The sequence below is a fragment of the Curtobacterium sp. AC273 genome, assembly GCF_979253735.1.
Genome location: NZ_CEEDDU010000014.1, coordinates 166,876 through 180,967, shown reverse-complemented (window position 1 = coordinate 180,967; position 14,092 = coordinate 166,876). Strand labels below are relative to the sequence as shown.

Genomic DNA, 14,092 nt, shown 5'->3' with positions numbered 1-14,092 from the left:
CACGGGCCCGTTCCGGACGGCTCGGCGGTCGAGGATGCTGTCGCTGTCCACCGTGATGACGATGTCCGCCTCGCCGGCCATCTCGAGCCCGCGGACCTGCGCGTGACGCTAGCCGCGGTTCTCGGTCCGGGTCCACAGTCAAACCGACATAGGCCGCTGCAGCCGTGGCGCTTGAACCAGTCCCGGACGTCCGCGTAGTCCGCCGCCGTGGAGCCGTCGTCGACCACCGCGACGACGTCCGGCCGACGGGTCTGCTCGAAGAAGGAGCGGAGGCATCGCCGGAGGGCGGCGGGGTCCTCGTTGTAGACGGGCACCAGCGCCACGACGACTTGGTGTTCGGTGGCACCCCCCGCCCGACGTTGCAGACGCCGGTCGGGGATCATCCCGCCACACCAGTTGCGCGAGAGCGTGGCGATCGCGATGGCGGCGAACACCGCGCGCGGGAGTCCAGGCCACGCCCGAGCACCCACGTCCCGGTACGGCGAACGCAGACGGCCAGGACGAGGACGTTGCCGACGACGCGGGCCAGTTGCGCCCGCGCGTCGCGCCGTCGGGAGCGACTCGTCGGTCGTGGCGGTCACGAGCCGGACCGGGGGCCGGCGACGCCGTCGTCGCCCGGCCAGCGACGCGCGATGCAGCGGATGAGGACGGCGGCGACGCCGAGGGCGGCCGGGGCAGCGATGATGATCGCGGAGATGTACTGGGAGCACGCGGCAACGTTAGCCGATTCGATATGTTGCATATCGCTTCCAGTTGCGAGGGCAAGCACCCCATGGCCCGCCGCTGGGACGCTCTGCAGGACCCTCAGGAGAGCGAGTCGACGTACCCGCGCTGAAGCGCCTGCCAGCGCGGCAGCCACCGTTTCGGGAACCCGCCCGCGAGCACGGTGCCGAGGTCCTCCACGTGCACCTGCCACCCGGCGCCGTGGTCCGCCACCTCGTCGGCGCGGAACCCGCGTTCCTCGAGCACGAGCCGGGTGTGCCCGTCGTCCACGGCGGTGAGCCAGGCCTCGGTCACGGTCGTCGCGCCGCCGGAGGTCATCGTGACGCTGACGTGCTCGGGGCGGTCGCACGTGTCGATGCGGACGGTGCCGTCCCAGTGGCTGGTGAACTGCGCGTGCACGGTGGCGCCGAGCGCCGGGGTGCCCTCGAGCGACACCACGAGCCACCGCGCCAGTCGATCCGGGACGGTCATCGCGTCCCAGAGGTCGTGGATCCCGGTCGGGTAGACCCGGTCCATCTGCACCGTCCCGGTGCCGTCCTGCTCGATCCGGACCGTGCCGGACGTCGTCGTCGTCATCCTCGTGCCTTCCGTTCGTGTCGGCCACGGGCCACCTCGGTGTCCAGCGCGTCGAGGCGCTGGTCCCACCGATCGCGGTAGGGCCGCAGCCACTCGTCGATCTCGGTCAGGGGCTCGGTCCGGGCCGGTACACCCGTCGCTGCGCGTCCGGTTCGGCCTCGGCGAGGCCGGACTCGCGCAGCACGCGGAGGTGCCGGGAGACGCCGGGCCGCGCGATCGGCACGAGGTCGGCGAGTTCGTTCACCGTCATCGGCCGGTCGCGCAGCGCCGCCGAGCATGGTCCGCCGGTGTCCGTCGGCCAGTGCTCCCCAGATCGCGTCCATGCACCATGTGTACCACTCGGTTACGTAACCGCAAGGGTACGGACAGGTGGCGCAATCGACGGGAGGCACGGTGCCAGCTGGCACCGTGCCTCCCGTCCGACTGCTCCCGGGTCGTGAGCGCTACTTGCTCGCGACCACCTCGCGCAGCAGCGCGGCCGTCTCGGACGGCGTCTTGCCGACCTTCACGCCGGCCGCCTCGAGCGCCTGCTTCTTCGCCTCGGCCGTGCCGGCGGAACCGGACACGATCGCGCCGGCGTGGCCCATCGTCTTGCCCTCCGGCGCGGTGAAGCCCGCGACGTAGCCGACGACCGGCTTCGTGACGTGTGCCTTGATGTACTCGGCCGCGCGCTCTTCCGCGTCGCCACCGATCTCACCGATCATCACGATCGCCTCGGTCTCGGGGTCGGCCTCGAACGCGGCGAGCGCGTCGATGTGGGTCGTCCCGATGACGGGGTCGCCACCGATGCCGATGGCCGTCGAGAAGCCCAGGTCACGCAGCTCGTACATCATCTGGTAGGTCAGCGTGCCCGACTTCGAGACGAGACCGATCGGCCCCTTGCCGGTGATCGACGCCGGCGTGATGCCCACGAGGGACTCACCGGGCGTGATGATGCCGGGGCAGTTCGGGCCGATGATGCGGGTCTTGCCGCCGAGGGCCTTCGCGTGCGCCCAGAACACCGCGGCGTCCTGCACCGGGATGCCCTCGGTGATGACGACGACGCGGGGGATCTCGGCGTCGATGGCCTCCATCACGGCGTCCTTCGCGAACGCCGGCGGGACGAAGACGATCGAGACGTCGGCACCGGTGGTGTCGATGGCTTCGCGCACCGAGCCGAACACCGGCAGGGTGACGTCGTCGTGGGTGACGGTCGTGCTGGCCTTGCGCGCGTTCACGCCGCCGACGACCTGGGTGCCGGCCTTGAGCATGAGCGCGGTGTGCTTGGTGCCCTCGCCGCCGGTGATGCCCTGGACGATGACCTTGGAGTCCTTGTTGAGGAAGATCGACATGTTGCTTCCGCTCCTTACGCCGCTGCGGCGAGCTCGGCGGCCTTCTCGGCCGCATCGTCCATGGTCGCGACGACGGTGACGAGCGGGTGTGCCGCCTCCGCCAGGATCGCGCGACCCTCTTCCACCTTGTTGCCGTCGAGGCGCACGACGAGCGGCTTGGTGGCCGCGTCGCCGAGGATGCCGAGCGCGGCGACGATGCCGTTCGCGACGGCGTCGCGGGCGGTGATGCCGCCGAAGACGTTGACGAAGACGCTCTTCACCTGCGGGTCCCCGAGGATGACGTCGAGGCCGTTGGCCATGACCTCGGCCGAGGCGCCGCCGCCGATGTCGAGGAAGTTCGCGGGCTTCACGCCGCCGTGGCGCTCTCCGGCGTAGGCGACGACGTCGAGCGTCGACATCACGAGACCGGCACCGTTGCCGATGACCCCGATCTCGCCATCGAGCTTCACGTAGTTCAGGCCGTGGGCCTTCGCCTTGGCCTCGAGCGGGTCCTCGCTCGCGGTGTCCTCGAGTTGCTTGTGTCCCTCGTGGCGGAAGTCGGCGTTCTCGTCGAGCGAGACCTTGCCGTCGAGCGCGAGGATCCGGCCGTCGCCCGTGCGGACGAGCGGGTTGACCTCGACGAGGGTGGCGTCCTCGCCGGCGTAGACGTCGTAGAGCTTCACGAAGACGTCGGCGACGGCGTCCTGCAACTCGGACGGGAAGTTCGCCTGGGCCGCGATGTCGAGCGCGGCCTCCTTGTTGATGCCGGTGAGGGGGTTCACCTCGACACGGGCGAGCGCCTCGGGCTTCTCGACCGCGAGCTGCTCGATCTCCATGCCGCCCTCGACGCTGGTGAGCGAGAGGTACGAGCGGTTCGCCCGGTCGAGCAGCACCGAGAAGTAGAACTCCTCGGCGATGTCGGCACCCTGGGCGACCATGACGCGCTTGACCGTGTGGCCCTTGATGTCGAGGCCGAGGATCGCCTGCGCGTGCTCGAACGCCTCGTCGGGGGTCTTCGCGACCTTGACGCCGCCGGCCTTGCCGCGACCGCCGACCTTCACCTGCGCCTTGACGACGACGACGCCACCGATCTTCTCGGCGGCTGCCCGTGCTTCTTCCGGGGTGTCGGCGATGATGCCCTGGAGGACGGGGACGCCGTAGGACTCGAAGAGGTCCCTGGCCTGGTACTCGAAAAGATCCACGCTGTTCTTCTTCCCGCACGGTTCGTGCGATCAGCATCGGTTTCCCGGTCGCGCACTCACCATCGAGGGTCGCTCGATGTCGAGACAACACGGCCGGACCCGGGCCTGGCGCTAGTCGGTGGACGTCCGGTGCGCGGACGCCCCGGTCCGGTGCGGACGGGGAGGGAAGCGCGGGTCGGCTCCGGTGGGCGCATCGGCCGCTGCGCGCGGCGCCGGTGTCCCGCCCCAGCGTCCGATTCGACGCTGAGTGGATCGGTGATTGACGCTCTCCATACCCACACCGCCGACGTGTTCCGCGACTGGCACCTCCGCGCCGACCAGGAGTCGGTGATCGACGCCGTGCTCGGCGGACGTGACGCCCTCGCCGTGATGCCGACCGGTTCGGGGAAGTCCGCGATCTGCAGGTCGCCGGCCTCGACTCGAGGGCGTCGTCGTGGTCGTCTCCCCGCTCGTGGCGCTGCAGGAGGACCAGGTCGTCGGACTCGAACACCACGAGCACGCTCCCCGCGCCGTCGCGATGAACGCCACGCGGAAGGCACGGGACGTCGCCGAGGCCTGGGACGCGGTCGCGGCGGGCGAGGTCGGCTACGTGTTCCTGGCGCCCGAACAGCTCGTGAAGGACGACGTGATCGAACGACTCCGCGACGCCGGCGTCGCCCTGGTCGCCGTCGACGAGGCGCACTGCATCTCGTCCTGGGGGCACGACTTCCGCCCCGACTACCTCGCGCTCGGCGAGGTCGCGGAGCGTCTCGGCCGCCCGCCGGTGCTCGCGCTGACCGCGACCGGCTCCGCCCCGGTGCGCGACGACATCGTCGAACGGCTCGGCATGCGCGACCCGTTCGTGCTCGCCTCGGGCTTCGACCGCCCCGGCATCCGGCTCGAGGTGGTCCGGCACAGCGAGGACGCCGAGAAGCGAGCGGCCGTGGTCGACCAGGTCGCCGGACTCGACGAGGCCACCGTCGTCTACGTCGCCACCCGCGCCGCGACGACGGAGTACGCCGATGCACTGGTCGCCCGCGGTCGTCGGGCGCGGCCGTACCACGCCGGCATGCGGGTGCCGGAGCGCGAGGGCGTCCACACCGGCTTCCTCGACGGCGACGTCGACGTGGTGGTCGCCACGAGCGCGTTCGGGATGGGCATCGACAAGCCCGACGTCCGGTTCGTCGTGCACGCCGACGTGCCCGAGTCGGTCGACGCCTACTACCAGGAGATCGGACGCGCCGGGCGGGACGCCGAGCCCGCCGGCGCGACCCTGCACTACCGCGCCGAGGACTTCGGCCTGCGCACGTTCTTCGCGTCCGGTGCGCCCCGACCCGCATCGGTGCGGGCCGTGTTCGACGCCGTCCCGGCCGCCGGCACGATCTCGCGGTCGGCGCTCGCCGAGGCCTCCGGCCTGTCCTCCCGCACCGCCGGCCGCGCGCTGAGCGCCCTGCTCGACGCCGGTGTCCTGCACGACGACGTCGACGGTGTCGCCCGGGTACCGGACGGTCCGGACACCGCGGCGGACGCGGCGCGTGCCGCGGCGAGACCGTGCGGCAGAACGCGAGACGGGTCGAGAAGTCGCGGATCGCGATGATGCGCGGAGCTCGCCGAGACAGACCGCGTGCCGCCGGCAGTTCCTGCTCGGCTACTTCGGCGACGAGCTGCCGGAGCCGTGCGGCAACTGCGACACCTGCTCGTCGGGGACGGCGATGGACCGGGCAGCCCACGTGGCCGACGGTGCGAACGACGACGTCTGGCCGCCGGACGCCCACGTCGAGCACGCCGAGTGGGGCACCGGCGTCGTGATGAGCACGGAGGAGGACCGCATCACCGTCTTCTTCGAGTCCGCCGGGTACCGCACGCTCGGCCTCGCCGACGTCGCGAAGCGGAAGCTGCTCACGCGGGTCTGAGCCGGGCGGGGGTCTGAGACCCGGGCGGGCCTCAGGCCGGGCGGAAGGCGCGGTCGCTCGACCGCCGTCTGGCGACCCGCTCCACCCCGAGCACGGCGAGTGTGCCTCGTCGGTGTGACCCGGAGGTGACCGCCAGGTGAACGGTGTCCGCCGCACGACCCGAACGTCCCAGCAGCCCAGCAGGGCGGACGGGACTCCCCGAACGACAGGAGCGCGCGGTGAGCGACCCCGGCATCACTGAACGACGGAGACCGACGAGTTCCACGGCGACGACGTGGACACCGAGCACACCGGCCCGTACAGGAGGACGACCGCGAGGAAGCCTCGAGACCGTCACCAACGACGCGGTCGCCGGCGAGACCGTCGAACCGCAGCCGGGCGACGGCACCGACGACGGCCCGACGGGTGGGGCCACCCGCGAGGGCTCCCCCGACGCGTTCGAGCACGACAGCGACGAGGACGGCCGCAACCTCGCGACCGAGGACGGCTCCGGCCCCTCCTGACGCGGGGAGGGGCTGACCACGGCCTCTGCGGAGCACGGCTCGATATCCATCGGGCCGTGCTCCGCCGTGTCCACGCCAGTGTCCGCCGCATGCCCGCGGCGGCTCGGCTCATCGCGATCGCGGCGCTCCTGCTCGTCGCCGCCGCCGCCAGCCTGGCGGCACGGTCCGAACCGGTCGGCCGCTGGCTCCCACTGCTCGTGGTCGCGGTCGCGGGAGCGGTGGTCGCGGGCGCACCCCACCAGACTGTGGCCGCTCCCGGCGATCTGGCTCGTCGCCACACTCCTGGTCACCACCACGGGCGTCCCCGTCGACGCCGCCGCCCTGGTGCCGTCCCTGGTCGCCGGTGGGGTCGCGCTCGTCGCAGCCGTCGCCGTCGACGTGTTCCCGTCCTGCGCGACCGTCACCGACGGGCGCGGACGTGACCCGTCCACAGCCTGGAGGCACCGCGCACCACCGCCACCGCGCCTCCAGTCCGGCCACCGGTCGACGTCGCAGACCGCGGCCTGCGTCGGTTCCTGGCCGACAGCGCGCCCGTGGCCGCGGGCGGCCGTGCCATCCTGCTGCAGATCGCCGACCCGGTCGTCGCGGCGGGGTCCGGCGGCACTCCCGACTTCGCGCGGCGGCCGCAGCAGCGGCTCGCCCACACCCTGATGTTCGTCTACGCCGTCGTGGTCGGCACCGACTCGGACGCTGCCGTCGCGGCGTCGTTCGTGGAGCGTGCGCACCGACCGGTCTCCGGAGCCGACGACGTGGACCGGCAGCTCTGGGTGGCGGCGACCCTGTTCGACTCGGCACGACGCGCGCACGACCTGTTCGGCGATCCGGTCGACGCGGTCCGGGCCGAAGCCGTGCTCGCCGCGTACGCGCCGATCGGCACCGCCCTGCGGGTCCCCGCAGACCGCTGGCCGACCTCGGTCACCGAGTTCGACGCGTACTGGGCGACGACGCTCGAGACGCTCGTGGTCACCGGCGACGCACGCGGTGTCGTCCGCGACCTGCTGCACCCGCAGTTCGCGCCGCTGTGGGTGCGCGCGGCGATGCCGCTCGTCCGCATCGTGACCGTCGGCATGCTGCCGGCGGATCTGCGCACGCAGTACCGGTTCCCGTGGGGGCCGCGCGAAGAGCGGCGCTTCCGCCGAGCCGTGCGGCTCGTCCGCGCCGTCCGAGCGGTCGTGCCGGGGTGGGCGCTCCGACTGCCCGGGCCGCTGCTGCTCCGCGCGATGCGCCGGTACGCGCACCGCTGAGCCCGCATCCTGAGCGTCGCGGTCGGACGCGCGGTTGGCTGGGCGCATGCCCTCCGCCCCGCTGTCCGGCGACACGTCCTTCTCGTTCCCCGAGTTCACCGACCCGCCCGCGTCCCCGTTCGCCGTCGCCCGGTCGTGGATCGACGCCGCGCAGGACCGCGACGTCGCCGAACCGCTCTCGATGACCCTCGCGACCGCCGGCGCCGACGGCCGGGTGAGCGCCCGAACCGTCGACGTGAAGCGGCTCGACGACGCCGGCCTCGTGTTCGGCACCTCGACCGGGAGCCCCACCGGACGCCCAGCTCGAGGGGAACCCGCACGCAGCGCTCCAGGTCTACTGGCGGGAGACGATGCAGCAGCTCCGCTTCGAGGGCCGCACGGTCCAGCTCTCCGACGACGAGTCGGACGCGCTGTTCGCCGACCGATCGCCGAAGTCGCGGGCCGCCACGGCCGTCGCCGACCAGTCCGCCGTGCTCGAGCCGCGCACGCCGCAGGACCTCATCGACGACGCGAACGCCCTGCTCGACGAGTCGGGCGACGACGTGCCGCGGCCGACGGGGTGGGTCGCGTGGCGGCTCGAGCCGGACGTCGTCGAGTTCTGGCCGGCAGCCGCGACCGCATGCACCGCCGGCTGCAGTACCGGCTCGGCGACGAGGGGTGGACCGCCGACCACCTGCAACCGTAGCGCCGCGCGCTGCCGCGGGCGTCGGCGCGGGCACGGGCGTCGGCACGGGCGTCGGCGCGGGTGCGTCGAACCACGGAACCGACGTCGAACCGAGCCGCCCCACCGGTTCGATGTCGGTTCCGTGGTTCGTCACGTCACATCACCGTCCGAGCGCCCCGATCGTTGGCGCGGCCCGGCCCGGTCTGAGAGCTTCTCGATCGGCGCGATCTTGATGAGGAGCTTCTTGCGGCCCGCCGAGTCGAACGCGATCTCGGCGATGCGCTTGGCGCCCTGGCCGGTGACCGCGGAGACCGTGCCCTCGCCGAAGTCGACGTGCTTGATGCGGTCGCCCGCCACCAGCTCCATGTCGCCGTTGTCGCGGACCTGCCCGGACACCCGGTTCGCCCACTCGGTCTTCGGGCGGGTCTTCGCCGCCGCCGTCGCGCGGTCGTACGAGCCGCCGCCCCAGCCGCCACCGCCGCGGTAGCCACCGCCACCGCCGGAGCCGCCCGCACCCGAACCACCGGGGCCGCCCGTGCCACGACGCGCGTTGATCGCCCGCGGTTCGGTCCCGCCGCGACTGTTCGCCATGCCCGGGGACTGCTTCCACTCGATGAGCCCCTCGGGGATCTCCTGCAGGAAGCGCGACGGCATCGCCACGTTGACGTCACCGAACTGCGCGCGGGTCATCGCCAGCGACAGGAACAGCGACTTCTTGGCGCGGGTGATGCCGACGTAGAACAGCCGGCGTTCCTCGGACAGGCCACCGGGCTCGTTCGCCGACATCCGGTGCGGCAGCAGGTCCTCTTCCACGCCGGTGAGGAACACCGCGTCGTACTCGAGGCCCTTCGCCGTGTGCAGCGTCATGAGCGACACCGTGCCGGACGAGTCGTCGAGCTCGTCCGCCGCGGCGACGAGGGACACCTCGGTCAGGAAGTCGGAGAGCGTGCCCTCGGGGTTGTTCTTCTGGAACTCCCGCGTCACCGCGACGAGCTCGTCGATGTTGTCGGCACGGGCGGCGTCCTGCGCGTCCGGCGACTTCCGCAGGTTGTCGAGCAGGCCGGAACCGTCGAGCAGCTGGGTGAGCGTGTCGACCACGGGCTGCGTCGTCGCCTTCTCGGACACGGAGTCGAGCAGTTCGGCGAAGGCGGTGATCGCGTTCCGCACCTTGCAGGGCCGAACCCGAGCTCGCCGGCGTGCCGGAGGGCGTCGCGCATGGTCGTCTCGTGCTCGTCCGCGTAGCGCTGCAGCGTGGTCTCGGTGACCGAGCCGATGCCGCGCTTCGGCACGTTGAGGATGCGGCGCAGGGCCATCAGGTCGGCCGGGTTCGCGACCGTGATGAGGTACGCCATGGCGTCCTTGATCTCGGCGCGCTCGTAGAACTTCGTGCCGCCGAGCACCCGGTACGGGATCGCGGCGCGGATGAAGATCTCCTCCAGCGCGCGGGTCTGCGAGTTCGTCCGGTAGAAGACGGCCATGTCGCGGTAGGACATGCCGTCCTCGTGCAGGCGCTGGATCTCGTCGGCGACGAACTGCGCCTCGTCGTGGCCGGTGTACCCGGTGAAGCCGACGATCTTGTCGCCGGCGCCGACATCCGTGAACAGGTTCTTCGCCTGCCGGTCGAAGTTGTTCGCGATGACGGCGTTCGCGGCGTCGAGGATGTTCTGCGTCGACCGGTAGTTCTGCTCGAGCAGGATCACCTTCGAGTTCGGGAAGTCCCGCTCGAACTCGACGATGTTCCGGATGTCCGCGCCGCGGAAGGCGTAGATCGACTGGTCCGAGTCACCCACGACGGTCAGCGACGCCGGCGCGATCGAGCCGTCCGTCTCGCGCATCCGGGCGACGTGCTGGCCGGAGTCCTCGAGCTTGTCGACCTGCTCGACGGGGACCGGCCGGGTGAGCTCGCGGATGAGGGCGTACTGGGCGTGGTTGGTGTCCTGGTACTCGTCGACCAGCAGGAACCGGAAGCGGCGCTGGTAGAGCGCGGCGACGTCCGGGAAGGCACGGAACAGGAACACCGTCTGCCCGATGAGGTCGTCGAAGTCGAACGCGTTCGCCCGGCGCAACTCGTTCGTGTACCGGCGGAAGACCTCGGTGAACATGACTTCTTGCGGGTCGTTCACGTTGATGTTGCGCGCGTAGGTGTCGATGTCCTGCAACTCGTTCTTGAGCTTCGAGATCTTCGACGCCGCGGCGCCGACGGTGAGCCCGAGCGTGTCCGCCTCGAGCTCCTTGATGATCCGCTTGAGTAGCGCCCGCGAGTCGGCGGAGTCGTAGATGGTGAACGACTGCGGGAAACCGAAGCGCTCGGCTTCGCGGCGGAGGATCCGCACGCACGCCGAGTGGAACGTGGAGATCCACATGCCGTCGGACTCCTGCCCGACGAGGGCACGGACGCGCTCGCGCATCTCGGCGGCGGCCTTGTTCGTGAACGTGATCGCGAGGATCTGCGACGGCCAGGCTTCGCGGTTGGCCAGCAGCAGCGCGATTCGACGGGTGAGCACGCTCGTCTTGCCGGAACCGGCACCGGCCACGATGAGCAGGGACTCGCCGCGGTACTCGACGGCTTCCTTCTGCTGGGGGTTCAGACCCGCGGTGAAGGGGTCTTCGTAGGCACGGGAACCCGCACCCTGGTCGGGCGCGGAGTCGAAGGGGTCCAGCACGATCGTCATGTCCGCGACGGTCTAGGCCGGGCCCCCGACAGCCGAGCGGGCGAGGACAGCCAGGTCGGTGTGGTCCGCGAACACGCCGTCGAGACCGGTCCGGATCACCGACGTGAACCAGCGCTCCCAGTCGCCGAACGCCGCGACCTCGCCGCCGCGACGGAGCGGTGCCGGCAGGAACCGGTTCTCCGGTCGGAGCGTCCACGTGTACACGGCCAGCCCGACTCCGTGCGCCCGGTCGACGATCGCGCTCCGCACCGGGGTCGGGTCCTCGAGCGCGACGCTGTCCACCCCGGCCATCAGCGTGCCGAGGTCGACGCTGATCCCGTGGAACTCCGTGGCGAGGGACGCGAGCGCGTCGTCGGAGCGTTCGGCGGCGTACGTGGGAGCCAGCGACCCGTGGGAGGCGACCTCGTCCGCGGCGCTGCCCCGCGCCTCCTGGAGGTACACGAAGGCGACCGCCCACCCGACGCTCGCGCAGGTCGCGGAGCACGCCCTTCTCGAAGCACTCGATCGTGAGCCGCTCGTCCCCGCGCCACCCGGCGGCACCGAGCGCGCCGTCGACGAGCTGCCCCATCGGGAACCCGGCGCGGTCGAAGAAGTCGGCGTGCTTGACCTCGGCCACGAGCCCGACGGGGCGCGGCGCGGCGTCGAGGATCGCGAGCAGGTCCTCCAGTCGCAGGATCGGCTCCTCGCCGTCGTGCTCGGCCGACGACGGGCGGAGGGCCGGCAGCCGTTCCCGCGTCCGGAGCGTCACGCTAGTTCGGCCCACGTGAAGTCCTCGGTGAACCAGCCCGTCAGCGTCTGCCCGTCGATGGTCTTCGTCGTCCGCAGGTGCCGGAACTCCGGGTGGTCCGCGACGTCCGTCGTGCCCGACACCTCGTTCTCGTGCCGGAGGACCAGCACACCGTCCTTCGTCGGCACCAGGTCCGGTTCGATGGCGTCGGCGCCGAGTTCGACGGCGAGCTCGTACGCGCTCCGCGAGTGCTCGGGGCGGTAGCCGGACGCGCCACGGTGGGCGATCACCAGGGTCATGGGGCCGACCCTACTGTCCGCGCATGACGACCCGGAGTGGTGTGTGTCCCGAGTCACATGCGGGTGTTCGCGGGCCCCGGTTCCCGGCCGCCGCGGCGACGATCACCCCATGACCGCCCGTTCCCTCTCCACCGCCGTCGAGCACCGCATCGACCGAGCCGCGCGACGGCTGCTCGACGCCGGCCACCAACCGCACCGGCCCGTCCGGCTGTTCGTCACCGAGTTCCTGGTGTTCGGCGCGAAGCAGGCATGGGCGTGCACGTTCGGCGCGCTCCTGCTCGCCACGATGGCGGTCGTCCACCTGACCGTGCCCGTCGACGCCCGGAACGACGTGCTCACGATCGCGGCCGTCGTGCTGCAGGTCGGCATGCTCGTGTTCGGCCTCGAGACCGTCCGGGAGCTCCGCGTCGTGCTGCTCTTCCACGTCGTCGGCACCGTCATGGAGGTCTTCAAGACCCACGCGGGCTCGTGGACCTACGAGCCGTCTGGTGTCCTCGTCGTGCTCGGCGTCCCGCTCTTCTCCGGGTTCATGTACGGCGCCGTCGGGTCGTACCTGGTGCGGGTGTACCGGCTCTTCGACCTGGGGTTCGACCGGTACCCGCGGCAGTGGCTGCTCGCCGTGGTCGCGGGTGCCGTCTACCTGAACTTCTTCGGGCACCACTTCGTGTGGGACGCCCGGTACGTGCTGCTCGCCGCGGTGGTGGCGCTCTTCGCTCGGACGACCATGCACGTGCGGCTGCACCGTGCGACGCTCCGGATGCCCGTGCTGCTCGCGATGGGGCTCGTCGCAGTCTTCATCTGGTTCGCCGAGAACGTCGCCACCTGGGCCGGAGCGTGGTCCTACCCCGCACAGGCGGCGGCGTGGCAGCCGGTCGCCCCCACGAAGATCGTCGCCTGGCTGCTGCTCATGGTCATCTCGGTCGCGCTGGTCACGTGGCTGTACCCGCCGGTCGGCCCGGCAGGTCGGGTCGCAGCCGACGGGCCTGGAGGCGCGCATCGCCCCCGTCCGGCCCGCACCGTCCGACGGTCGGCTGGTTCTCGACGACTTCGCGGCGTGCGCGCAGCGGATCCCCATAGGCTCGCGGAGTCGAGGTCCTCCGGGGCCGCTTCCGCTCGCCGCGAATCCTCAGCCTTCCGCGACCGGGCGCCCCTAGGCTGAGAGGACTCGAATCTCCAAGGAAGAGGACACCATGGCCTTCAAGCCCGGTTTCGACCAGTCCCCCGCCTTCAACAACCAGGGGCCCAACACCTGGGGGTGGGCGCGGCGCTGGTCAGCAGCGAAACCGGCTGGGGACAGACCCCGCAGCAGGCGCAGGGCGGCATGACCCCCGACCAGCTGCAGTACACTGTACGACCGTCCGGCAGCCAGCACGGTCGACACCGACCGCATGTCGTACGAAGACACCATCGTCAAGACGCTGCTCGCGTTCGGCGTGCTCGTGATCGGTGCGGTCGCCGGCTGGAACGCCCCGATGATCGTCTGGATCATCGGCGCCGTCGCCGGGTTCGTGCTGGCGCTCGTCAACACCTTCGAAGAAGCCGTCGCCGGGCCTGGTCCTGGCGTACTCCTTCGCACAGGGGCTGTTCGTCGGCGGTATCTCGCACTACTACCAGGACGCCTTCGGTGGCATCGTCGTGCAGGCGGTGTTCGGCACCCTCGGCGTCTTCGCCATCACGCTGGCGCTCTTCAGCTCCGGCAAGGTCCGCGCGACGCCGAAGGCCACCCGGTTCTTCCTCGTCGCGATGGTCGGGTACCTGGTGTTCTCGCTCATCAACCTGGTCCTCATGTGGACCGGCGTGACGAGCACGGCGTTCGGCGCCCTCGGCATCGAACTCTTCGGCATCCCGCTCGGCGTGATCATCGGCATCTTCGTCGTCGTCATGGCGGCCTACTCGTTGATCCTCGACTTTGACCAGATCCAGACGGGTGTCCGACGCGGCGCCCGCGGATCTACGCGTGGACGGCGGCCTTCGGGCTCATCGTCACCATCGTGTGGCTCTACCTCGAGATCCTGCGCATCCTCGCGATCATCGCGAGCAGCCAGCGCAACTAGCGACACCGCGCGACAACGGCTCCGACCCGAAGGGCCCCGGCGAACACGCCGGGGCCCTTCGTCGTTCGCGGCGTGGGCTCGGCGAGCGGGGCGGCGCGGGCGGGGCGGCCGAGCGTCGGAGGGCGAGGTGTCCGGCGCGAGGTCGCACAACACGCCGCATGCGAGACGCCGAGGTCGCACGAAGTGCCGCCGAACGACGCCAAGAGCGACCGATTGTGCGATCTCG

The 14,092-nt window shown here is 71.3% G+C and carries 14 protein-coding genes and 4 pseudogenes; 9 read left to right on the top strand and 9 right to left on the bottom strand.

Features of this window, described 5'->3' with window-relative positions:
* Nucleotides 1-179 precede the first annotated feature (179 nt).
* The 6 genes and pseudogenes from ACZ8AI_RS22155 to sucC form a co-directional block, all read right to left on the bottom strand.
* Nucleotides 180-383, bottom strand: a pseudogene (locus tag ACZ8AI_RS22155) (glycosyltransferase family A protein); the annotation flags it as partial.
* Between the two features lie 194 nt (nucleotides 384-577).
* A complete protein-coding gene (locus ACZ8AI_RS22150) occupies nucleotides 578-742 on the bottom strand; it encodes a hypothetical protein (RefSeq protein ID WP_464859857.1) in 165 nt (54 codons plus the stop codon).
* A gap of 62 nt (nucleotides 743-804) precedes the next feature.
* Nucleotides 805-1,299 (bottom strand): SRPBCC domain-containing protein, encoded by a 495-nt coding sequence (locus ACZ8AI_RS22145; RefSeq protein ID WP_464859856.1) that lies wholly within the window; start codon nucleotides 1,297-1,299, stop codon nucleotides 805-807.
* Nucleotides 1,300-1,405: 106 nt separating this feature from the next.
* Complete coding sequence (locus tag ACZ8AI_RS22140; RefSeq protein WP_464859855.1) at nucleotides 1,406-1,549, bottom strand: ArsR family transcriptional regulator; 144 nt, start codon at nucleotides 1,547-1,549, stop codon at nucleotides 1,406-1,408.
* 193 nt (nucleotides 1,550-1,742) lie between these two features.
* Nucleotides 1,743-2,630 carry a succinate--CoA ligase subunit alpha gene (sucD, locus tag ACZ8AI_RS22135; protein ID WP_464859854.1) on the bottom strand — a complete coding sequence of 296 codons (888 nt, stop codon included), beginning with the start codon at nucleotides 2,628-2,630 and terminating at the stop codon, nucleotides 1,743-1,745.
* A 14-nt stretch (nucleotides 2,631-2,644) separates the two neighbouring features.
* Entirely contained in the window at nucleotides 2,645-3,811 is a 1,167-nt protein-coding gene (gene sucC / locus ACZ8AI_RS22130; protein WP_464859853.1) for an ADP-forming succinate--CoA ligase subunit beta, read from the bottom strand.
* Nucleotides 3,812-4,244: 433 nt separating this feature from the next.
* On the opposite strand from sucC, the gene ACZ8AI_RS22125 reads away from it, so the two are divergent.
* The 7 genes and pseudogenes from ACZ8AI_RS22125 (at nucleotide 4,245) to ACZ8AI_RS22095 (ending at nucleotide 8,135) form a co-directional block, all read left to right on the top strand.
* Nucleotides 4,245-5,387 carry a RecQ family ATP-dependent DNA helicase gene (locus ACZ8AI_RS22125; RefSeq protein WP_464859852.1) on the top strand — a complete coding sequence of 381 codons (1,143 nt, stop codon included), beginning with the start codon at nucleotides 4,245-4,247 and terminating at the stop codon, nucleotides 5,385-5,387.
* Nucleotides 5,326-5,451 (top strand): annotated as a pseudogene (locus ACZ8AI_RS22120) (hypothetical protein); the annotation flags it as partial. The gene ACZ8AI_RS22125 and the pseudogene ACZ8AI_RS22120, both read left to right, overlap by 62 nt.
* Before the next feature lie 69 nt (nucleotides 5,452-5,520).
* A complete protein-coding gene (locus ACZ8AI_RS22115; protein WP_464859922.1) occupies nucleotides 5,521-5,703 on the top strand; it encodes a DUF3553 domain-containing protein in 183 nt (60 codons plus the stop codon).
* Nucleotides 5,704-5,921: 218 nt separating this feature from the next.
* Complete coding sequence (locus ACZ8AI_RS22110) at nucleotides 5,922-6,206, top strand: hypothetical protein (protein WP_464859851.1); 285 nt, start codon at nucleotides 5,922-5,924, stop codon at nucleotides 6,204-6,206.
* A 56-nt stretch (nucleotides 6,207-6,262) separates the two neighbouring features.
* Entirely contained in the window at nucleotides 6,263-6,628 is a 366-nt protein-coding gene (locus ACZ8AI_RS22105; protein ID WP_464859850.1) for a hypothetical protein, read from the top strand.
* Between the two features lie 12 nt (nucleotides 6,629-6,640).
* Nucleotides 6,641-7,450 (top strand): oxygenase MpaB family protein, encoded by an 810-nt coding sequence (locus ACZ8AI_RS22100; RefSeq protein WP_464859921.1) that lies wholly within the window; start codon nucleotides 6,641-6,643, stop codon nucleotides 7,448-7,450.
* A 46-nt stretch (nucleotides 7,451-7,496) separates the two neighbouring features.
* Entirely contained in the window at nucleotides 7,497-8,135 is a 639-nt protein-coding gene (locus tag ACZ8AI_RS22095; protein WP_464859849.1) for a hypothetical protein, read from the top strand.
* Between the two features lie 129 nt (nucleotides 8,136-8,264).
* On the opposite strand, the pseudogene ACZ8AI_RS22090 reads toward ACZ8AI_RS22095, so the two are convergent.
* The 3 genes and pseudogenes from ACZ8AI_RS22090 to ACZ8AI_RS22080 all read right to left on the bottom strand — a co-directional run bounded on the left by ACZ8AI_RS22090 (nucleotide 8,265) and on the right by ACZ8AI_RS22080 (nucleotide 11,812).
* Nucleotides 8,265-10,786, bottom strand: a pseudogene (locus ACZ8AI_RS22090) (ATP-dependent helicase).
* A gap of 12 nt (nucleotides 10,787-10,798) precedes the next feature.
* Nucleotides 10,799-11,227, bottom strand: a complete 429-nt coding sequence (locus ACZ8AI_RS22085) for a hypothetical protein (protein ID WP_464859848.1) — start codon at nucleotides 11,225-11,227, stop codon at nucleotides 10,799-10,801.
* A gap of 303 nt (nucleotides 11,228-11,530) precedes the next feature.
* Entirely contained in the window at nucleotides 11,531-11,812 is a 282-nt protein-coding gene (locus ACZ8AI_RS22080; RefSeq protein ID WP_464859847.1) for a glycerophosphodiester phosphodiesterase family protein, read from the bottom strand.
* A 109-nt stretch (nucleotides 11,813-11,921) separates the two neighbouring features.
* Between ACZ8AI_RS22080 and ACZ8AI_RS22075 the strand changes: the two genes are divergently transcribed.
* Together ACZ8AI_RS22075 and ACZ8AI_RS22070 are read left to right on the top strand one after the other, a co-directional pair.
* Nucleotides 11,922-12,971, top strand: coding sequence for a DUF817 domain-containing protein (locus tag ACZ8AI_RS22075; protein ID WP_464859846.1), 1,050 nt, complete (start codon nucleotides 11,922-11,924; stop codon nucleotides 12,969-12,971).
* Nucleotides 12,972-13,200: 229 nt separating this feature from the next.
* Nucleotides 13,201-13,866, top strand: a pseudogene (locus ACZ8AI_RS22070) (Bax inhibitor-1/YccA family protein).
* The last annotated feature ends 226 nt before the right edge of the window (nucleotides 13,867-14,092 follow it).

Coding starts and splice junctions, on each gene's coding strand:
- ACZ8AI_RS22145 (WP_464859856.1), bottom strand. CDS start 1,299: ATGACGACGACGACGTCCGGCACGGTCCGGATCGAGCAGGACGGCACC.
- ACZ8AI_RS22075 (WP_464859846.1), top strand. CDS start 11,922: ATGACCGCCCGTTCCCTCTCCACCGCCGTCGAGCACCGCATCGACCGA.
- ACZ8AI_RS22080 (WP_464859847.1), bottom strand. CDS start 11,812: ATGACCCTGGTGATCGCCCACCGTGGCGCGTCCGGCTACCGCCCCGAG.
- sucD (WP_464859854.1), bottom strand. CDS start 2,630: ATGTCGATCTTCCTCAACAAGGACTCCAAGGTCATCGTCCAGGGCATC.
- ACZ8AI_RS22095 (WP_464859849.1), top strand. CDS start 7,497: ATGCCCTCCGCCCCGCTGTCCGGCGACACGTCCTTCTCGTTCCCCGAG.
- ACZ8AI_RS22150 (WP_464859857.1), bottom strand. CDS start 742: ATGCAACATATCGAATCGGCTAACGTTGCCGCGTGCTCCCAGTACATC.
- ACZ8AI_RS22140 (WP_464859855.1), bottom strand. CDS start 1,549: ATGACGGTGAACGAACTCGCCGACCTCGTGCCGATCGCGCGGCCCGGC.